Genomic DNA, 20,347 nt, shown 5'->3' with positions numbered 1-20,347 from the left:
GCAATCCTAAGTTAGGCTAGGCTAACTTTCGCACCTGGAAAGGGCGTTGAGTCTTCGATGATGGAACCGAGCGCTCGTCACGTACTGCTTTCTCCCGCACGCCTGGCCGACGTGCGCCGGCGGACCGGCGATCATTCCGACCGGACCATCGCCGAAGCGTGTGCCATCGGGCTGTCGTACTGGGCGACGGGCCGGAGTCCCGACGGCATCGACCTCACCCCGGGCACCCTGTTCGCCGATGTCCTCGGGTGGGTCGACAACGGCGGGACCGGACCCGGCGGTTGGGAGGTCGACGCGGACGGCCGGAGCATCGCCGTCCCGGAAGGGGTTGCGGCGGGTGACGCGCAGCTCGCCCTTGACGACCTGGCCGACTTTCCCGACCGGCCCATCGGCACCATCAGCCCGTCCGGAGTGGCGGCGAGGCTCGACGCGCTGGCCGAGTGGAACGACACCGAGGCCGACCGGGTCCGCCCCACCATCGTGGAGATGTTCCGCGAACAGGCGCGCACCAGGCCGGACGCCATCGCCATCATCGACGAGCACCGCTCACTGACCTACCGTCAGGCAGCCGAGCTGTCCAGCCAGTTGGCCCACCACCTGATCGAACACGGGCTCACCGCCGAACAGGTCGTCGGCATCTCCCTGGGCCGCTCCGCCGACATGGTGATCGGGCTGCTCGGCGTGCTCCAGGCCGGATGCGCGTTCGTGCCGCTCGACCCTCAGTGGCCCGCCGCGCGCCGAGCCGTCGTCATCGACGACGCCCGGGTCGTCGTACAGCTCAACGACTCGGGCGAGCACGACCCGAGTGAACCGGAAGCCGTGGCCGTCGACCTCGGCGACTGGCGGTTCGGTTCCCACCCCACCGAGGGGACCGGAATCACCGTCCCCGGCGCGGCCCTGGCCTACGTCATCTTCACGTCCGGTTCGACCGGGCGGCCCAAGGGCGCGATGATCCGCCACGAAGCGATCAGCGAGCGCCTGCTCTGGCAGGTCGACGAGATCCTGGACTTCGGCCACGACGACGCCTCGCTCTTCAAGGCACCGCTGTCCTTCGACATCTCCATCAACGAGATCTTCCTGCCGCTGGTGTCCGGCGGCAGACTGGTGGTCCTGCGGCCCGGCGGCGAACGCGACCCGCACCACCTGCTGAGCGTGATCGCCGAAAACCGCGTCACCTTCACCTACTTGGTGTCGTCCATGCTGGACGTGCTCCTTGAGATCGCGGGCGACTCCGGGCAGTTGGACAGCCTGCGGCACGTGTGGTGCGGCGGCGAGGTACTGACACCGGAGCTCTACGAGCGGTTCCGTACGCGGCTCGACATCCCCATGTACCACGGCTACGGCCCGGCCGAGACGACGATCGGTGTCTCGCACGTCATCTACCGGGGCGCGGCGGAACGCCTGTCGACGTCGATCGGCAAGGCCAACCCCAACACCCAGTTGTACGTGCTGGACGACGAGTTGCGCCCGGTCCCGGTCGGCGTCGGCGGCGAGCTGTACGTGGGCGGATTCCTCCTCGGGCGCGGGTACGTCAACGCGCCCGGCCTGACGGCCTCCCGGTTCGTGGCGAACCCCTTCGCCGACGACGGGTCCCGGCTGTACCGGACCGGCGACCTCGCACGGTTCGCCCCGGACGGGTCGCTGGACTTCCTCGGCCGGGCCGACAACCAGATCAAGATCCGCGGTATGCGGCTGGAGATCGAGGACGTCGAGGTCGGTCTCGCCGAGCACCCCGGGGTACGGCACACCTGCGTCGTCGCGAAGAAGAACGCGGCCGGCGGCACCTACTTGGTGGGATACGTGATCCCGGCCGCCGGGAACGAGGACCTGCGGGCGGACGAGGTCAAGGCCTGGGCCACCCTGCACATGGTCGAGTACATGGTGCCCGCCCACATCGTGGTGCTGAAGGAGTTCCCGCTCACCGCGAACGGCAAGCTCGACCGGAACGCGCTGCCGGAGCCCACGATCGGGACGGGCTCCCTGATACCGCCCACCACCGACAACGAGCGAGCGGTGTGCGCGGCGGTCGCCGCGGTGCTGCGGCTGGACGAGGTCGGTGTCGACCAGGACTTCTTCCAGCTCGGCGGAGACAGCATTCTGGCGATCTCGCTGCTGAGCGCGCTGCGCGACGCGGGTCTCCATGTCACGGCACGGCAGATCTTCGCCCACAGCACGGCGGGGGCGCTGGCGGCGGTGGCGAGCCGTGAGGACGTCTCCACGGTGGACCACGGCGATGTCGCGACCGGCTCCGTCATCGGATCGCCCGTCGTGCAGTGGCTCGGCGAGACCACGGACGCCATCGACGGGTTCGTGCAGTCGGTGGTGCTGAACACCCCGGCGGACCTGACCGCCGAGGCCCTCGACGAGATCCTCGCCGCCGTGGTCGGACGGCACGACATGCTGCGCGCCAAGCTGGTGCGCGGCGACCGCTGGAGCTTCGACATCCCGGAGGCGGACCAGGCCGCAGGGGCATGGAGTGAGAGCGACCGGCCGCTCGACGAGTGCGTCGCGCTCGCCACCGACGCACTGGACCCGGCGGGCGGCGTGATGCTGCGTGCCGTCTGGCGCCGCGAGGCACGACAGCTGGTCCTGGTCGCCCATCACGTGGTGATCGACGGCGTGTCCTGGCGGGTCCTGATGGAGGACCTGGCCACGGCGTGGCGGCAGTTCACTTCGGGAGCGCTGATCGAACTGCCCCCGGTGGGCACGTCGTTCCGGCGCTGGACGCAGCTGCTGGAGCGGGCCGCGTTCGACGCCGACAGTGCCTACTACTGGCGCCCTCTGCCGGGAGCGGACCAACCGGTGGGCAGGCGCGCGCTGTCCGAAGCCGACACCGTCGCGGGGGAGCGGGTGCGGACCGTCGCGGTCGGCCCCGAGGTCACGTCCGCCCTGCTGGGCGAGATCCCCGCGAAGTTCCACGCCGGCGTCAACGACGTCCTGCTCACCGCGCTCGCCGTCACCCTCGCCCGGTGGCGCCGCGACCTCGGGCAGGAGCAGACGTTCGCGCACATCGAACTCGAAGGCCACGGCCGCGAAGGACAGTTCGTGGCGGGCAGTGCCGGCTTCGAGCCGGAACTGTCGCGGACCGTGGGCTGGTTCACCACGCTGTTCCCGGTGACCGTCGACCCCGGCGCGGCGACGGACCTCACCGGGCCCGAGTACCTGGCCGCCGCGCTCAAGGCGGTCAAGGAAGGCCTCGCCCAAGTGCCGGACAACGGCGTTTCCTACGGCGCTCTGCGCTACCTGACCCACACCGAGTTCGACGCCCCCGCACCGCAGGTGCTGTTCAACTACCTGGGCCGCTTCGACGCGGGCGCCTCCGGCGACTGGCAACTGGCGGGCACCACAGGTCAGTTGGGCGAGAAGCGCGACCCGGGGATGCGCCTGCCGCGCGCCCTGGAGTTCAACGCGATCGCCGAACCCGCCGCATCGACCGGCGAGTTCGAGCTGGTCACGGCCATCTCCTGGCCCGACGGGATGTTCACCGACGAGGACATCGCGACGCTCGGCGAGTACTTCCGAGTGGCCTTGGCCGGCCTGGCCGCGCTCGACCAGGGCGGCCACTCTCCCAGCGACTTCGGCCTGGTGCCGCTCACGCAGGCCGACGTCGACGCACTGGACGGCCCGGCGCTGCGGGACATCCTGCCGTTGACGCCGTTGCAGGAGGGCCTGTACTTCCACTCGGTCTTCGACGACGACTCGGCGGGCGCCTACGTCGAGCAGCAACTGCTCACGCTCGACGGCGAGGTGGACGCCGGCCGGCTCGCGGCGGCGGCCACCCGGTTGCTCACGCTGTACCCGAACCTGGCCGCGCGGTTCGTGGCCCTCGCCGACGGCCGTGTGGTCTCCGTCCTGGAGAGCGGCGTGGAAGCGCCCTTCACCACGCTGGACCGCCCCGGCATCACCGACGACGAGATACGCGAGCACGCCGAGCGGGACCGCCGCGCCGGGTTCGACCTGGCCACCGGCCCGCTGATGCGGTACACGCTCATCCGCGCGGGCTCCGGCCGCAGCGTCCGCAACGTCCTGGTGCAGACCGTGCACCACATCATCGCCGACGGCTGGTCGGTGCCGCCGATGCTCCGCGCGCTGCTGGCCGAGTACCACGCGCCGGGCACCCTGTACCCGCTCGGCGGCTTCCCCGACTACGTGCGCTGGCTCGCCGAACGCGACGACGACGAGAGCGACCGCGTATGGCGCGAGCAACTCGCCGAGCTGCCCGGCCCCTCGCTGGTCGCCGAGGGGCACACTCCGTCCGACCGGTTCGACGACACCGCCGTGGAGCCGGAGGACGACATCGACGCGGCCGCCCGGACGGCCGGCGTGCCGCTGAGCGTGGCCGTGCACAGCGCCTGGGCGGTGACGCTGGGCGGCATCCTGCACGGCGGGAACGGCGGGGACGTGATGTTCGGCTCCACCGTGTCCGGGCGCGACGCTGACGTCCCCGGCATCGAGAACATGGTGGGTCTGTTCATCAACACGATCCCCGTGCGCGCTCGGTGGGCCGGCACCACCACGTCCCGTGACCTGCTCGCCTCCGTGCGGGAACACCAGAGCGCGGTGCTGCCGCACCAGCACGTCTCGTTGGCGAGGATCGGCCGCCAGGCCGGCGCCGGCTCCCTGTTCGACACCCTGGTGGTGTTCGACGTGGCGACCGATGTGGAGGGTCTGCGGGGACCCGACCATGAGCTGGTCATCACCGACATCGTGAACGAGGGTGCTCCGCACTACCCGTTGACGCTGGTCGTGGAGCGCGCGCTCGACGGGCGTCCGCGCTTCAACCTGATCTACGACGGCGAGCTGCTGCGGGAGGCGAGTGCCGAGGCGATCCTGCGTACGTTCACCCGGACCCTCACCGGCCTGCTCACCCGGCCGGATGCCCTGGTCGACGACCTGGCGCCGGAGGGCGAGCGGCGTCCCGCGCGGATCACACCGACGACCTTGGGCGGACTGTTCGACGCCGCCGCGCACCGCGACCCGGCCGCCACCGCCGTCACGCAGTGCGCCCTCGACGGCGGTACCCGGTCACTGACGTACGGCGAACTGGCCCACGCGAAGAACGAGTTGGCGTCGGCCCTGCGCGCGGCCGGTATCGGGCCGGGCAAGCGGGTCGCCGTCGCCGTCCCGCGCTCCATCGAGCAGGTCGTCGCCCTGGTCGCGATCGTCTCCGCGGGCGGCGCGTATGTACCGCTGGACCTGGCGTACCCGGACGAACGGCTGGAGTACATCCTCGCCGACGCCGCCCCGCAGGTCGTCCTCGTGGACCGTGAGCAGCGGGACCGCTTCACGGAACTGCTGGCCCGGGCGGGCGTGTCGGCGCGGGTGCTCGTGCAGGGAGACGAGCTGCCGCCGGCCGCCACCGATGCCCCGGAGCCCGAGGTCAGTTGGCACGACCCCGCGTACGTGATCTACACCTCCGGATCGACCGGCCGGCCCAAGGGCGTCGTCGTCCCGCACTCCAGCGTGGTGACCCTGCTCGCGAACACCCGGCCCGACATGGACTTCGGCCCGCACGACGTGTGGGTCCAGTTCCACTCCTTCTCCTTCGACTTCGCGGTCTGGGAGCTGTGGGGCGCCCTGGCGCACGGCGGTGAGCTGCTGGTGCCGGAGTACGGGCTGACCCGCTCCCCGGTCGACTTCCACCGGCTGGTCCGCGAGCGCGGAGTGACCGTACTCAACCAGACACCGTCGGCGTTCTACCAGTTCATCGAGGCCGACCGGCATGCCGACGAGCCCGTCACGTCACTGCGCCGCATCATCTTCGGAGGCGAGGCGCTGGATCTCGGGCGGCTGCGCGGCTGGGTCGAGCGGCACGGCACCGGTTCGCCCGAGCTGGTCAACATGTACGGCATCACCGAGACCACCGTCCACGTCACCCACCGGGTGCTGACCGACCAGGACTTCGACCTCGGCGACGACGTCAGTCCGATCGGCGGTCCCATACCCGGCCTGGCCACCTACCTGCTCGACGACCGGCTCCGGCCGGTGCCACCGGGCCGGGTGGGTGCCATCTACGTCGCCGGCGACCAGGTGTCGCTCGGCTACCTGGGCAGGCCGGGGCTCACCGCGGGACGGTTCGTGGCGAACCCGTTCGCGGGCGACGGCTCCCGCATGTACCACACGGGCGACCTCGCCCGCCGCACGCTCGACGGCGAGCTGGAGTTCGTGGGGCGTGCCGACGACCAGGTCCAACTCAAGGGATTCCGGATCGAGTTGGGCGAGGTGGAGGCCGCGATCAGGGAACTCGACGGTGTGGTCGACGTGGCCGTCACCGTCGCGGACAGCGGCGACCACCTCGTCGCGCACGTCGTGGGCGGGGTGCCTGGTGACTTCGTCGAGTCGCTGTCCACGAAGTTGCCCGTACACATGGTGCCGGGCCGGGTGCTGCGGGTCGACGCCCTGCCGCTGACGGTCAACGGCAAGCTGGACCGGAAGGCCCTGATCGAGCGGGCCGCACAGGACGACGCCCCGGTGGCCGCGACCGACTCCGTGCTCGCCACACTGATCGACATCTTCGCCGACACACTGCCCGGCACCGCCGTGGACGCCGACACCGACTTCTTCCGCGCCGGAGGCGACAGCATCGTCGCCATCATGGTGATCAACCGGGCCAGGGCGCTCGGCCTGCCCATCGCGCCACGGGACGTGTTCCTGCTCAGGACACCGCGCGCGCTCGCCGAGCACCTCGGAACGAGCACACCGCAGGCCTCCACGTCCGCCGTCGCCCGCCGCGAGGACGGCCCGCTGCCTCCGACGCCGATCATCCTGCGCCAGCGTGAACTGGGCGGATCGCTCGCCCGGTTCGCCCAGGCCAGGACGCTGGTGGTCCCCGAGGGCACCGGCTTCGCCGACGTGGAACGCGCCGCGAACACCGTCGTGGCCGCGCACCCGGCCCTCCGGTTGCGGCTGCGCGTCGAGCACGGGGTGTGGGCACTGCGCACCGAACCCGCCCGCGAGGTCACCGTCGTACGACCGGAGACGACCGATGCGGCAACGGCGGCGAACGAGGCCGCCGGGCGCCTCGACCCCGAGTCCGGGGACGTCATCGCGTTCTCGTGGCTGGAAGCGAGCCGGACCCTGGTGGTCACCGTGCACCACCTCGCCGTCGACTCGGTGTCCTGGCTGGTCCTGCTGGACGACCTGGCCGCCGCACTGCGCGGGGAGACCCTGGCGCCGCCGACGACGTCGTACGCCGAGTACGCCGAAGCGCTGACGCTCCGGTCCGCGGAGGCCATCGACGATCTCGGGCACTGGGTCACCACGCTCCAGGCGCCCGCGCTGCTCCCCTCGGTCGAGGGGCTGCGCGAGACCACCGTCGTACTCGCCCCCGAAGCGAGCGACCGCGTGACGCGTACCGCGCCCGCCGCATTCGGCGTCGGTCTCACCGAGCTGCTGTGCGGCGCGCTGCGCACCGCGCTGACCCACATCCAGCCCTCGCCCAGCGATCTCGCCATCGAGCTGGAGCGGCACGGCCGGGTCCCGGTCCTCGAAGACCACGACTACACCCGTACGGTCGGCTGGTTCACCTCCATCGCGCCCGTGCGGCTCACCGCGCACACCGACCCCGTCGCGGCGGCGCGCGAGGTCGCCGAACGCCAGCCGGACGAGTGCGGGCACGTCGCCTACGGCCGGCTCAGGTATCTCAATCCGCAGACGGCCCCGCTGCTGAACGCCCGCCCGCAGGTGCTGTTCAACTACCTCGGCCGGGGCAGCGAGTCCCAGGCGCTGCACATCGCGGGCGGCGATCAGGGCAGCCCTTACGCCGTCGAGGTCAACGCGTGGACCGACGCGGCCACCGGAAGCCTGCACGCGGCCTTCACCCTCGCCGAGGGCATCCCAGACGAGATCACCGAGCACTGGCGCAGCGCACTGGAGCACATCGCGGACGCCTCCGCGACGGCCGAGCGCACGGCACCGGTCACCCCGCTCCAGCGGGGCCTGTTCTTCCAGGCCCAGATGGCGGGCACGGCCGGACACTATGTCGCGCAGAGCTGGTTCACCTTCGACCGGCGCCTGGACACCGACGCGCTGGCCGAGGCGATGGCGTACGTGATCGCGCGGCACCCGGTCGTGGGGGCCGGCTTCACCACCGACGACGACGGAAACCCGGTTCAGGTCCTCAGCGCGGGGCGGCACGTCGCCGTCCGCACGGTCGAGTTGGCGACGGAGGCGGAGGTCGAAGCCCTGCGCGCCCGGGACCGCGACACCGGGTTCGACCCGGGTGAGCCGCCGCTGATCCGGCTGACCGTGGTGCGGCTGCCCGACGACCGCGACGGTCTGCTGCTGAGCTACCACCTGCTGCTGTGGGACGGCTGGTCCCGCGAGATCGTGCTGCGGGACCTGTTCGACGCCTACCAGGCCGTTCTCGCGGGCGAGTTGCCCGCCCCGGCCCCGGCCACGCCGAGTTTCGAGGACTACGCCAGGGCGCTCGACGCCAAGAACGCCAAGAACGCAGCCGTATCGGAACGCTTCTGGGCGGACCACTTGGCCGGCCTCCCAGGCCCGACGCTGCTCGCCGGACCGGCGCCGTCCCTTCCGGACGACCTGCCGCGCGCGCTCGTGCACGCCCTCTCAGCCGAACAGTCGGACCTGCTGCGGGAAGCGGCCAAGGCGCACGGTGTCACCCTGAACTCCGTACTGACCGGCGCGTTCGGCCTCCTGCTCGGCGCACACACGGGCCGCAGCGACGCCGTGTTCGGCGTGACCGTCTCCGGCCGGGAGGGCGAGGGACTGGGCGACATCGTCGGCGTGCTGCTCAACACCGTGCCCATGTGGACGCGGGCACGGCCGGACGACACGGTCCGCGCGTACCTGACGGCCGTACAGGCGGCCAGGGTCGAGGCGATGGAGCACGAGCACCTGGGGCTCGGCGAGATCCAGCGGGCCACCGGTCACGACACCCTGTTCGACAACCTGTTCGTGCTCCAGAACTTCCTGGACATGGACGCCTTCGCCGAGATGAACGCCAGGCACGGCATCACCTCGGTGAAGGCCGATGACTCCACCCACTATCCGTTCACCTGGGTTGTCACGCCCGGCGACCGGCTCACGGTGAAGCTGGAGTACCGCGACGACGACACCGCGGGTGCCCGTCGTCTCCTCGACGACTATCTGCGCGTACTCGAAGACCTCGCCAGGTCGAGCGGGCCGGTCGGTGCGTTGCGGGGGGCGGGGGCGCAGCCCTCCCAGGAGGCGCGGACGGACGTCGGCACGGACACCGTCGTCGACCGGTTCGACCAGGCGGCGGACCGCGACCCGCAGCGGGTGGCGCTCGTCGCCCAGGGCTCGACCATGACCTTCGCCCAACTCCGGGACCGCAGTCGTGCGGTGGCGGGTGTGCTCGCCGGGCGTGGCATCGGCCCCGAGACGACCGTGGGCCTCGCGATCCCCCGCTCCCTCGACTCGATCGTGGCGCTGTTCGCCGTGCTGCGCGTCGGCGCCGCGTACGTGCCGCTGGAGCTGGACCACCCGGACGAGCGGATCGCCGCGATCGTCGCGGACGCCCACCCGGAGGTCGTCCTCACCGTGAGCGCCGTCTCGCCCCGGCTGGCCGGCAGCCTGACCGACCTGATCGAGTTGGACCGCCCCCTGCCCGTTGCCGAGCCGTTCGTGACGTTCGCGCCGGACGACCCGGACCGCCTGCGGCACCCCGCGTACACGATCTACACCTCCGGCTCGACCGGCAAGCCCAAGGGCGTGGTGACCGAGTACGCCGGGCTCACCAACATGCTGATCAACCATCAACGCCGGATCTTCGAGCCGGTGTTGGCGGAGCACGAGCACCGGGTCTTCCGGATCGCGCACACCGTGTCGTTCGCGTTCGACATGTCGTGGGAGGAGCTGCTGTGGCTCGCCGACGGCCACGAGGTGCACATCTGCGACGAGGAACTGCGGCGTGACGCGCCCCGGTTGGTCGAGTACTGCCTGGAGCACGGGATCGACGTCATCAACGTGACCCCGACCTACGCGCAACAGCTGGTCGCCGAGGGGCTGTTGGACAACCCGGCACGGCGCCCTGCGCTGGTGCTGCTGGGCGGCGAGGCCGTCACCCCGACGCTCTGGCAGCGGCTCGCCGAGACCGAGGGGACGGTCGGCTACAACCTGTACGGACCCACCGAGTACACCATCAACACCCTCGGCGTCGGCACCTTCGAATGCCAGGACCCGGTGGTGGGGGTGGCGATCGACAACACGGATGTGTATGTACTGGATCCGTGGCTGAGGCCTCTGCCGGACGGGGTTCCCGGGGAGCTGTACGTGTCGGGCATCGGCATCGCGCGCGGCTACCTCGGGCAGCCCGCCCAGACCGCGCACCGCTTCGTCGCCTGCCCGTTCGGCGCACCCGGCGAGCGCATGTACCGCACCGGGGACCTGGTGATCCGGCGGCCCGACGGGAACCTGATGTACCTGGGCCGCACTGACCAGCAGGTCAAGATCCGCGGGCACCGGGTCGAACTCGGCGAGGTCGAGGCCGTGTTCGCGGCGCACCCGGCGGTGCGGTTCGTCGCCGCGGTCGCCCAGCCCGACCCACAGGTCGACGGGGCGTACCGGCTGGCCGCCTACCTCGTGCTCGACGGCTCCGCCGACCTGGCGGCGGTCGCCGCCGAAGTGGGCGCCGGGCTGCCGGACTTCCTGCGTCCGACGCACTACGCCCAGGTCGACAGCATCCCGCTGACGGTGAACGGGAAGGCTGACACCAAGGCGTTGCCGGAGGCCAAGCCGTTGGGCGCGCTGACCACGGCGGAGGAGCGCGGCCCCGAGACCGAGACCGAGACCACGGTGTGCGAGTTCTTCGCCGAGGCACTGGACCTGGATGACGACGAGGTGAGCGCGATGAGTGACTTCGTGTCCCTCGGAGGGCACTCCATGCTGGCGGTGCGGCTGATCGGGCTGCTCCGCCGGGAGTACGGTCCAGTGATCACCATCCGTGACCTGTTCACCCTGCGAACCCCGGAAGCGATTGCCCGCCACCTCGATGACCACCTCGATGACAACTCCTGACACGCAGCGGCCCCGCCCGGGGGCCGACATCATCCGGACCGCACTGCGCCGCAACGTCGGGGCCATGGTCTGGGGCACCGTCCTCATGGGCCTGTACCAGGCGGGGGAGACCGCCTTCCCCATCGCGCTCGGCCTGATCGTCGAGCACACGATGAAGGGGGACCGGAACCTCGGCTCGCTCGGCCTGTCGATCGGCGCGCTGGCCGTGATCATCACGACTGTGTCGCTGTCGTGGCGGTTCGGGATGCGCGTCCTGCAGAAGGCCAACACGACCGAGGCGCACCGCTGGCGGGTGCGGGTCGCGGCCTGTGGACTCCAGCCGGTGGCCCGGGACGTCGACCTCAAGTCCGGCGAGGTGCTGACCATCGCCACCGAGGACGCCGACCAGACCGCCGACATCATCGAGGTGGTGCCGTTGCTGATCAGCTCTCTGGTCGCGGTGCTGGTCGCGGCCGTCGCGCTGGGCCTGGCCGACATCCGGCTCGGCCTGCTGGTGATCGTGGGAACCGTCGCGATCCTGTCGATCCTGAGCGTGATGTCCAAGCGGATCGGCGCCAGTACCCAGGAACAGCAGGCCCGGGTGGCGCGGGCCGGCGCGAAGGTCGCCGACCTGATCATCGGCCTGCGCCCGCTGCACGGCTTCGGCGGCAACCACGCGGCGTTCCGGTCCTACCGGAAGGTCAGCACGGAGGCGAAGCACCAGGCAATCACCGTCGCCAGGGTGAACGGCGTGTACGCGGGCACCGCGCTGGCCCTCAACGCGGTCCTCGCCGCCGCCGTGACCCTGACGGCGGGCTGGCTGGCGTTCGAGGGCCGGATCACCATCGGGGAGCTCGTCATGGCCGTGGGGCTGGCGCAGTTCATCATGGAGCCGCTCAAGCTGTTCTCGGACATGCCCAAGTACGTGATGATGGCGCGCGCGTCGGCCGAGCGGATGGCGCTGGTGCTGGCCGCGCCGCCGGTGACGACCCCGGGCCCGGAGCGTCCGGCCGCGGGCGGAGACCTCGAGATCGACGGCATCCGGTACGGGTCCCTGCGCGAACTGAAGTTCCACGTGTCCGCCGGCGAGTTCGTGGCCATCGCCGTCTATCAGCCGCGTGCGGCGGCCGACCTGGCGTCCATCCTGGCCGTGAACGTCCCGCCCGAGGCGTACGAGGGAGTGGTGCGGGTCAGCGGGCAGGAGCTCGCGGACCTGTCGGTCGAGGCGATCCGCGAGCACATGCTGGTGAACCCGTACGACGGGGAGATCTTCGCCGGCACCCTCCGCACGAACATCGACCCGTCGGGCACCAGCCGGACGGTCCCCGAGGCCGTCGAGGCCTCCATGCTGACCGACGTCGTCGCCCTCCACCGCGAAGGCCTCGACTACGCCGTCCGCGACCGCGGCGCGAACCTGTCCGGCGGGCAGCGCCAACGCCTGTCACTGGCCCGCGCCCTCGCCGCCGACACCGACGTCCTTGTCCTGCACGACCCGACGACAGCCGTCGACGCGGTCACCGAACAGCTCATCGCGCGCAACCTCGCCGAGCTGCGCCGGGGCCGCACCACCATCGTGATCGCCAGCAGCCCGGCCCTCCTGGACGCCGCCGACCGTGTCCTCGTCCTGGACGACGGCGTCATCACGGCCGAGGACACCCATCGGAACCTCCTGGCCACCGACGAGGACTACTGCCTGGCGGTGGCCCGGTGACCTGACAGGTCCTTGTGCGAGTGCCCTCCTTATGCGAGTGCCCAGGCGACATCCCTGAGCAGGGCGTGCCGCCAGCCCGCGCGGTCGTGGTCCGACGCCGACCGCGCAACCCGTACGGTCGCACCGGCCTGTTCGGTCAGGGTCTCGGCCAGCTCGCAGTGGGGCAGCATCCGGGTCTCGTGTTCCCCCACGTCGAACGCGACCCGTAGACCGGACAGGTCGGGCCCAAGGGTCCGCAGGCGCGCGGCGACGGCGCCGCCGACCGGGCCGCCCAAGGGATCCGCCAGGTCCAGGGCGTCGGGTGTCCACCAGAACGACCCGGACTGGCAGGCGACGCGGGACACCAGGTCCGGGAACTCCAGTGCCGCATACAGCGCGCTCAGCCCGCCGAGGCTCTGCCCGGCGACCACCAGCCGGTCCCGGTCGGCGGGTACGCCGGACTCCGTCACCAGCGGCAGCAGTTCGTCCCGGACCGCCTCCCACAGTTCGGGTCTGCACCCGAACTCGGCCTTCCTGTCCTTGGCCGGCAGGAAGACGAGGGTGACCGGGGGCATGTCGCCACTGGCGACAGCGGAGTCGAACGCGGTCATGGCCGGGTGCAGGTACAGCCAGTCGTCCCCGTCGAGCAGCAGGACCACCGGTCCGCCGCCGCCCACCGGGTGGACTCGTACGGTACGCCGCCCGCCGAGCCGTTCACTGGTCCAGCGGATCCGGGTGCGCGGGAGGGGCAGTACGACATCGGTGCCGGCGCCGATGACGGGCCAGTGCGGCTGGGCCGGGGCGTCCGGGGTCGCGGCGATGGACCGGTCACCGCCCGCACCGACCGGGTTGAGCAGGTCGGCGTACGCCGCGTCGCCCGCCAGGAACTGGTAGGTCACCCGCAGCCGCGCGGGCATGCGCACCTCGGCGTACCAGCAGTCCGTGTCGCCCCACCGGCGCAGGGGTACCGGATCCGACCAGCTCTCGAAGGTGATGCTCGCCGCGTCGGACCCGCGCCGCAGGAACAGGGTCACCCAACCGTCGCCGTCGGGTATCGACGCGGGTGTCCTCGCGGACGCCCAGAACTCGTCGGTGCCGGGTGCGCCGGGCAGTCCGAACGCGGCGAAGGTGTCTTCCCCCACCAACCTCATGAACGTCTCCTTGTGGAGCGGAAAGTGAGAAGGCTAAGCTCATGTTGATTAGGCGAGCCTAACCTTATTCCTCAGGAGGCACCGCGCATGAGCACCAACCCCTTCGACGACGCCGACGGCCGTTTCCTCGTCCTCGTGAACGACGAGGGCCAGCACTCGCTCTGGCCGTCCTTCGCGGAGGTGCCCGGGGGGTGGACGATCGCCTTCGCGGAGAACACGCGGGACGCCTGCCTGGAGTTCGTCGAGGCCAACTGGACCGATCTGCGCCCCCGTTCCCTTGCCGAGTCCATGGACGCCTGACGCCCGATGCTCTCCACCAGACTGACGAACGCCCGCTTCCTCACCATGGACCCCGACCATCCCGTCGCCCACGACCTGGGCATCTGGCAGGGCCGGATCGTCGGTCTGGACGAGGCCGTGACCTCCCTGCCCGCACGCGAGGTGATCGACCTGCAGGGCGCCACCGTGCTGCCCGGCTTCATCGACGCCCATGTGCACTTGGCCTGGACCGGGTTCAAGCAGCACACCCCGAGCATCGCGGGCCGCACGCGGATCGACGACGTGCTCGCCGTCGTGGAGGAGGCCGTCACCCGAAAGGGCTCGCCCGGCGCCTGGGTGAGCATCGCCGGTTACGACCAGAGGGCCCTGGGCCGCCACTTGACCGCCGCCGAACTGGACAAGGTCAGCCACGGGCACAAGCTGTTCGTGCTGCACGACTCCGGGCACGGCTGCGTCGTGAACTCCGCCGTGCTCGACCTGCTTCCCGCCGACATCCCGCACGACAACGGCTTCCTCGCCGAGGGCGCCATGGGAGCCGCCCGCGCACTGCGTCTGCCCCACTCCCAGGAGGAGTTGGCCGAGGCGATCGGTCGCGCCGCCCGGGCCTGCCTGGCCGAGGGCGTCACCGCCTGCGCCGAGGCAGGCATCGGCGGCACCCTCCTGGGCCACAGTCCGGTCGAGCTGGGCGCCTACCAACTCGCCGGTGAGAAGGGTCTGTTGCCGCTGCGGGTACAGCTGATGGTGTCCGCCGACCGGCTGCACCCGGTCGCCGCACACACGGACGACGGCATTCCCCGGGCACTCGACCTCGGCCTGCGTACGGGGTTCGGCGACGACCGGCTCTGCGTGGGCGCGCTGAAGGTCTTCACCGACGGCGGCATGATGGCCCGGACCGCCGCGCTCAGCAGCCCGTACGAAGGGCTGGACAGCGCGGGCCAGTTGCAGGACGACCCGGACGTGCTCGCGGACACGATCGTGGCCGGCCACCTCGCCGGCTGGCAGCTCGCCGTCCACGCGATCGGCGACCGCGCGGCCGACGTCGCCCTGGACGCCCTGGAACGGGCCCAACGGCTCCGCCCGCGCCCCGGCGCCCGGCATCGCATCGAGCACGCCGGACTGATCCGCCCCGACCAGCTCCCGCGCTTTGCCCGACTCGGCGTCAGCGCCGTCGTCCAGCCCAACTTCCTGCGCTACTTCGGCGACGACTACGCGGCGATCATGGGGGAGGAGCGGGCCCCGTGGCTCTACCGCGGCAGGGCGTTCCTGGACCACGGCATCACCCTCGTCGGCAGCTCCGACCGCCCCGTCACCGACGGATCCCCGCTGCGGGCCGTCCAGTTCATGGTCGAGCGCGCCTCCGAGTCCGGCCGGGTGATCGGACCGGACGAGGGCATCACCGTCGACGAGGCCCTGCACGCCTACACGGTCGCCGGCGCCTTCGCCTGCCACTGGGAGGACCGCGTGGGAAGCCTCACCCCGGGCAAGCTCGCCGACCTGGTCGTGCTCGGCGACGACCCCCGGCGCGTCGACACGTCGCGCATCGGAGACATCGAGGTCGTGGCGACATACGTCGACGGCCGTGACACCGGGAAGGCGGCATCATGAGCGGGAAGACGGCACCAGTCGAGAGCTACGCCCATCTCTGGGAGGGCGACGGGCACCGCTGGGTGATCTGGAACACGGCCGGGGAGACCCTGGTCTTCGACAGGGACATCAACTGCCCTGTCGACGGGGGCGACGAGACGGTCCAGCCCGAGGTTCTGCGCAGGATGCGGGAGGCGGGCGTACCGGAGACCGACGAGTATCCGGGCGGCCCGTGCGCGTAGGCGCGACCCGGCGATCCTCGAGGCCGAGCGACTGCCGGGCGCTCGGGAGTGCGTGGTGTCCGGCCCGGTCACGTGTTCCGGCGCCCGCGGTGCAGGAGCAGATCGCGCAGCAGGGCGGCCGTCGAGCAGACCACGCCACTGCGCGCCGCCCACCGAAGCGCCATGGAGTGTTCCTCGGCGGAGAGGTCGGCCACGGCGTCGGCGACGATGAAGGGCTGGATGTCGTTCATGAAGGCGTCCGCCGCCGTCAGAAGGACGCCGCGGTGCGCGTACACCCCGCACACGATCAGCTGGTCGCGGCCCTCCGAGCGCAGCAGTCGGCCGAGATGGCTGCGCAGGAAGGCGTTGTGGCGCACATTGCTCAAGAGATGCTCGCCGGGGCGCGGTACGAGAGGCTCTATGATCGCGGCGGCATCCGGCTCCTGGCCGATACCAGAACCCCAGACGTCGGCCATGAGACCACGTCGGCCCGGCCGTTGTCCGGTCGACTCCGCGCTGAAGACGACCGGCATGCCCAGAGCTCCGGCGAGCTCCCGGAGCGCGACGATGTTGTCGACGAGTTCCACCACGGGAGAACGCCCGGCCGGAAACGCGCCGACGAAATGGTTCTGCATGCCGTGGACCAGGAGCGCGCAACGCGCCGGATCGATCCTCCAGGAGACGTGCGGCCGAGGGAGAACGGAGCTGTCCGGCATGGGATACGAGTCGATGGCCGGCAAGCCCATGGGCGATTCCCCTCCTGCGTGACGCGCCCGCGAAACAGAGCCTCCAAGGCGTATTAGCTTAGCCTAACCTAAGTTACGGGTGGGGACTTTGTCGACGTCTCATCGCCCCGCTTTACTCGATCAGGTGCTCTCGGTCGGCATCAACGGGGCGTCAAGGAGCCATACTTGACCAGGCAGGATCGTCCAGTGGTGGCACCATGCGGGAGAGGCAGCGTTCGGTGAGCAGCGTCGGCAAAGGGCTCGAGAAGGTCGAAGTAAGGCTCCGCTGGGATCCCAGTTCCTGGGACCAGCCACCTCACCATCTCGACATCATGGCCGCGACCTACTCCGTCGACGACCCTTACGGGCGGCCGGCATACGTGGTGCACACCGAAAGCCGCTCGCCGGACGGCACCATCAACATGAGCCGGCACAGCGAGACCGGCCAGGGTTTCGGATTCGTCGAGGTGATGGTGCTGGAACTCGACCGGTTGGCACCCTCGTTCGCGCGCGTGGTCGTAGGGGTGGCCATCCATCAGATCGGCGGTCACAAGACCTTCGGCGACCTGACGAGCACGGGTGTCGTCGTCGTCCAGGCGTACAGGGAGCTGCTGAACCACGACTTCACGCGGGTCGCCGGATCCACCGCTGCGACGGTTGCGGAATTCGCCAGGGATTCCTCCGGCGGATGGGAGTTCCACGAGAGGATCCGGGGCTTCGACTGCGACCCCGTAGCTTTCAGCGCCGAAATGGGGAGCGTTCGGCACCCCTGACCGGTGGAGAGCACGGCATCAAAGTCGCGTAAAGATTGCCGGAAGCAGGCAATGTAATGGGGGACTCCCGCATGTGAGCATGCCTTCATCAGCGGGTGGCAGCGATGGAAGGCGGTGAGCGCGGATGACCTGGTTTCTGGGTCTCGGCATCGCAGGGATCGTGCTCCTCGCCCTGTCCCTCGTCTTCGACGGAGTCCTGGAAGGCCTCTTCGACGGGCTGCTGTCGCTCCCGGTCGTCGCCGGATTCGTCTCCATGCTCGGTTTCTCGGGTGCGATCGTCATGGGCACCACGGGGCTGGGCGCGGTCGGCGCCACCGCGATCGGCGTGCCTGCCGGGGTCGTCACGGGCTGGCTCGCGTATCGCCTGAGCCGCGCGCTGATGAACGATGCGTCCGGTGCCGCTCCGCGCGGCGACGACATGATCGGTGTGGCGGGCTCCGTGGTGACCGCCATCCCGGCCGACGGCTACGGCGAGGTGCTGGTGCACCTGGCCGGGCAGCCGGTGAAGCTCGCGGCCAAGAGCGCGGTCCCCGTGGCGCGCGGCGCCGAGATCTGGGTGGAAGCCGCGCTGTCACAGTCGGCGGTTGCCGTACGCCGCGTCGAACGCTGACGGGCCGAGAGCCGGCTCGTCCGGAGTGCCGTTCACCTGGGTGCCGTTCAGAGGCACTCCATCTCTTTCCTGCTCTTTCCTGTTTTCGCAGGACCCGTATCGATCTGCCGTCCCCTGGGAGGGCTGAGGGGGAACCACCATGAGTTCAGTCGTCATCGCAGTGGTAGGAGTCGTCGTACTCCTCGTCCTGTTGGCGCTCGTCGTCATCACCCGCTACAAGGTCGCCGGCCCCAGTGAGGCGTTCATCGTCACCGGGCGGCGCGGCAAGAAGGCGACCGATCCGGAGACCGGCCGGGTCTTCACCGACAACAGCGGACAGAAGGTCGTGGTCGGCGGCGGTGTCTTCGTCGTGCCGTTCGTGCAGCAGAAGTTCACCCTCGACCTCTCCTCGCGGCACATCCCGGTCGCCGTGCGCGGCGCCGTCACGTTGCGCGGGGTCAAGGCCCACCTCGAAGGCGTCGCCATCGTCAAGGTCGGCGGCAGTGAGGACTCCATCCGCGCCGCTGCCCAGCGGTTCCTGATGCAGCAGGACGGCATCGTCGGCTTCACGCAGGAAGTGCTCTCGGGTGCGCTGCGTGCCATCGTCGGCCGGATGTCGGTGGAGGACATCATCCGCGACCGGGCCGCGTTCGCGGGCCAGGTCGCCGAGGAGGCCGAGGCCAGCCTGTCCGGACAGGGCCTGGTGCTGGACGCCTTCCAGATCCAGGACATCTCCACCGAGGGCTCCTACCTGGAGGACCTCGGCAGGCCGGAGGCCGCTCGCGCCAAGCAGGAGGCCGACATCGCCGAGGCGGTGGCCCGGCGCGCCGCCGAGCAGGCACGGCTGAAGGCCGAGGAGGAAATCGCCGTCGCACAGCGGACGTTCGCACTGAAGCAGGCCGAGATCAAGGCCGAGACCGACGAGGCCGCCGCGCGCGCCGCCGCCGCGGGTCCGCTCGCCGAGGCCGCGCGCAGCCAGGAGGTCCTGAGCGAGCAGGAGAAGGTCGCCGAGCGGCAGGCCGCGCTGACCGACCGTGAGTTGGACACCCAGGTCCGCAAGCCCGCCGACGCCGCCCGCTACCAGGCCGAACAGGAGGCCGAGGCCCGCCGGATCGCCCTGGTCAAGCAGGCCGAGGCGGACGCCCAGAGGTCCCGGCTGACCGGTGAGGGCGAGAAGGCACACCGCGCCGCACTCGCCGACGCGGTACGCATCGAGGGCGAGGCCGAGGCGGCGGCGATCGGCGCCAAGGGTGCCGCCGAGGCCGAGGCGATGCAGAAGAAGGCCGACGCCTTCGCGCGGTACGGCGACGCGGCCGTGCTGCAGATGCTCGTCGAGGTGCTGCCACAGGTCGTCGCCAAGGCGGCCGAGCCGCTCAGCGCCATCGACAAGATGACGGTGATCTCGACGGACGGCGCGAGCCGGCTGTCGCGGACCGTCGCCGACAACGTCGCCCAGGGGGTCGAACTCCTCGGCTCCACCACCGGAGTCGACCTCGCCGAACTGCTGAAGAACATCACCCAGGGGCGGGGCAGCGGCTCGCAGCCCGCGACCATGTCCCCGACCACGACGCCCGCCGAAGCCAACGGGAAGATCGACGTCACCGGCTGACGTCGGCAGTGCAGGCACAGCGAGCCCGGGCGGCCCTTGAGCCGTCCGGGCTCGTACAATCAGCCCGTCTTCCAGCCCCGCCGTGTGTCGATCCGCTCCCACTCCGCGGCCCACTGCGCCATACGCCCTCGCTCGAGCCCCAGGCGCACCACCCAGACCGTGCCCAGGACCGCCCCGCCCGCGCTCAGCGCCGCCAGGACGCCTCCCGAGACCGCATGCAGCCGGATCTCCCCGTGGTCCAGGGGCTTGTCCGTGATCTTGCCGTTCCGGTCCGTCCACACGGCAACCGTCGTTCCGGCCCGGGTCTTGGCAGGCACCCGCGCCTCGTCCGTGTGTGTCGAGCCGTCCGGCGCGGTCCAGCGCACCATGGCCCGCACCCGGTAGTCGCTCCCCACCCGCGCGGGCGCCTGGTCGTCCGCGTCCTCGACGAGGACGGCCGAGACCTCGCGGCTCTCGGCCCGCTGCCGTTCTGCGGACCGCTCCACCGCGTCCGCCGTCACCTGGCCGACGAGCAGCCCACCCACCAGGGCGAACAGCCACCCCGCGAGTACCACCCAGCCCTCGATGACGTCGCTGCGCCGCCGAAGCGGGCTGCGCCGCCACCGCCACAACCGCACGCGCGCACACCGTGACGCAGCCATCGGCCGACACCCCCTTGTGAGCACCGACAGCACACCACCAGTGTGCTCCCGGGGGAACGCGCCGCGTAAGTTTCGCGTCAATGTCCTGGCCGAAGGCGTAAGGAG

General features: G+C 70.9%; 11 protein-coding genes. 8 read left to right on the top strand and 3 right to left on the bottom strand.

Annotation, left to right across the window (positions count from 1 at the left end; genetic code table 11):
• The first annotated feature begins 57 nt into the window (after positions 1–57).
• Both AC5P09_RS20215 and AC5P09_RS20210 read left to right on the top strand, forming a co-directional pair.
• Complete coding sequence (locus AC5P09_RS20215; RefSeq protein WP_493875225.1) at positions 58–11,001, top strand: non-ribosomal peptide synthetase; 10,944 nt, start codon at positions 58–60, stop codon at positions 10,999–11,001.
• The gene (locus AC5P09_RS20210; protein ID WP_493875224.1) at positions 10,988–12,691 is read left to right on the top strand and encodes an ABC transporter ATP-binding protein; all 1,704 of its coding nucleotides are present in this window, start codon (positions 10,988–10,990) and stop codon (positions 12,689–12,691) included. Before AC5P09_RS20215 ends, AC5P09_RS20210 begins: the two co-directional genes overlap by 14 nt.
• 29 nt (positions 12,692–12,720) lie before the next feature.
• Here AC5P09_RS20210 and AC5P09_RS20205 read toward each other — a convergent pair whose 3' ends face one another.
• Positions 12,721–13,821: an alpha/beta hydrolase-fold protein gene (locus AC5P09_RS20205; RefSeq protein WP_493875223.1), complete on the bottom strand. Its 1,101-nt coding sequence runs from the start codon at positions 13,819–13,821 to the stop codon at positions 12,721–12,723.
• 87 nt (positions 13,822–13,908) lie between these two features.
• Here AC5P09_RS20205 and AC5P09_RS20200 point away from each other — a divergent pair, with 87 nt between their 5' ends.
• Genes AC5P09_RS20200 through AC5P09_RS20190 form a run of 3 tightly spaced genes read left to right on the top strand, consistent with a single transcriptional unit; the run spans position 13,909 to position 15,926 of the window.
• The gene (locus AC5P09_RS20200) at positions 13,909–14,121 is read left to right on the top strand and encodes an MbtH family protein (RefSeq protein ID WP_307678831.1); all 213 of its coding nucleotides are present in this window, start codon (positions 13,909–13,911) and stop codon (positions 14,119–14,121) included.
• Between the two features lie 6 nt (positions 14,122–14,127).
• Positions 14,128–15,705: an amidohydrolase gene (locus AC5P09_RS20195; RefSeq protein WP_493875222.1), complete on the top strand. Its 1,578-nt coding sequence runs from the start codon at positions 14,128–14,130 to the stop codon at positions 15,703–15,705.
• On the top strand, positions 15,702–15,926 hold the full coding sequence (locus tag AC5P09_RS20190) for a hypothetical protein (RefSeq protein WP_493875221.1): 225 nt from the start codon (positions 15,702–15,704) through the stop codon (positions 15,924–15,926). The genes AC5P09_RS20195 and AC5P09_RS20190 overlap by 4 nt, the downstream gene beginning before the upstream one ends.
• Before the next feature lie 68 nt (positions 15,927–15,994).
• Here the strand turns inward: AC5P09_RS20190 and AC5P09_RS20185 are convergent, their stop codons facing one another.
• Positions 15,995–16,651, bottom strand: a complete 657-nt coding sequence (locus AC5P09_RS20185; RefSeq protein WP_493875220.1) for an isochorismatase family protein — start codon at positions 16,649–16,651, stop codon at positions 15,995–15,997.
• 197 nt (positions 16,652–16,848) lie between these two features.
• Here AC5P09_RS20185 and AC5P09_RS20180 point away from each other — a divergent pair, with 197 nt between their 5' ends.
• From AC5P09_RS20180 to AC5P09_RS20170, 3 genes are all read left to right on the top strand, one after another.
• Positions 16,849–17,403, top strand: coding sequence for a TerD family protein (locus AC5P09_RS20180; RefSeq protein WP_493875219.1), 555 nt, complete (start codon positions 16,849–16,851; stop codon positions 17,401–17,403).
• A gap of 124 nt (positions 17,404–17,527) precedes the next feature.
• Complete coding sequence (locus tag AC5P09_RS20175; protein ID WP_493875218.1) at positions 17,528–18,013, top strand: NfeD C-terminal domain-containing protein; 486 nt, start codon at positions 17,528–17,530, stop codon at positions 18,011–18,013.
• A 139-nt stretch (positions 18,014–18,152) separates the two neighbouring features.
• Positions 18,153–19,601, top strand: a complete 1,449-nt coding sequence (locus tag AC5P09_RS20170; protein WP_493875217.1) for a flotillin family protein — start codon at positions 18,153–18,155, stop codon at positions 19,599–19,601.
• A 59-nt stretch (positions 19,602–19,660) separates the two neighbouring features.
• Here AC5P09_RS20170 and AC5P09_RS20165 read toward each other — a convergent pair whose 3' ends face one another.
• The gene (locus tag AC5P09_RS20165; RefSeq protein ID WP_493875216.1) at positions 19,661–20,242 is read right to left on the bottom strand and encodes an Rv1733c family protein; all 582 of its coding nucleotides are present in this window, start codon (positions 20,240–20,242) and stop codon (positions 19,661–19,663) included.
• Positions 20,243–20,347 lie beyond the last annotated feature (105 nt).

It is taken from the genome of Streptomyces sp. a15 (genome assembly GCF_059026085.1).
This window is presented reverse-complemented; position numbering and strand designations above follow the sequence as displayed.

Bases quoted from the DNA above. Each gene is read 5' to 3' on its own strand.
- AC5P09_RS20165 (WP_493875216.1), bottom strand. From the start codon at position 20,242: ATGGCTGCGTCACGGTGTGCGCGCGTGCGGTTGTGGCGGTGGCGGCGC.
- AC5P09_RS20210 (WP_493875224.1), top strand. From the start codon at position 10,988: ATGACAACTCCTGACACGCAGCGGCCCCGCCCGGGGGCCGACATCATC.
- AC5P09_RS20195 (WP_493875222.1), top strand. From the start codon at position 14,128: ATGCTCTCCACCAGACTGACGAACGCCCGCTTCCTCACCATGGACCCC.
- AC5P09_RS20170 (WP_493875217.1), top strand. From the start codon at position 18,153: ATGAGTTCAGTCGTCATCGCAGTGGTAGGAGTCGTCGTACTCCTCGTC.
- AC5P09_RS20175 (WP_493875218.1), top strand. From the start codon at position 17,528: ATGACCTGGTTTCTGGGTCTCGGCATCGCAGGGATCGTGCTCCTCGCC.
- AC5P09_RS20180 (WP_493875219.1), top strand. From the start codon at position 16,849: ATGCGGGAGAGGCAGCGTTCGGTGAGCAGCGTCGGCAAAGGGCTCGAG.
- AC5P09_RS20200 (WP_307678831.1), top strand. From the start codon at position 13,909: ATGAGCACCAACCCCTTCGACGACGCCGACGGCCGTTTCCTCGTCCTC.
- AC5P09_RS20205 (WP_493875223.1), bottom strand. From the start codon at position 13,821: ATGAGGTTGGTGGGGGAAGACACCTTCGCCGCGTTCGGACTGCCCGGC.
- AC5P09_RS20190 (WP_493875221.1), top strand. From the start codon at position 15,702: ATGAGCGGGAAGACGGCACCAGTCGAGAGCTACGCCCATCTCTGGGAG.
- AC5P09_RS20215 (WP_493875225.1), top strand. From the start codon at position 58: ATGATGGAACCGAGCGCTCGTCACGTACTGCTTTCTCCCGCACGCCTG.
- AC5P09_RS20185 (WP_493875220.1), bottom strand. From the start codon at position 16,651: ATGGGCTTGCCGGCCATCGACTCGTATCCCATGCCGGACAGCTCCGTT.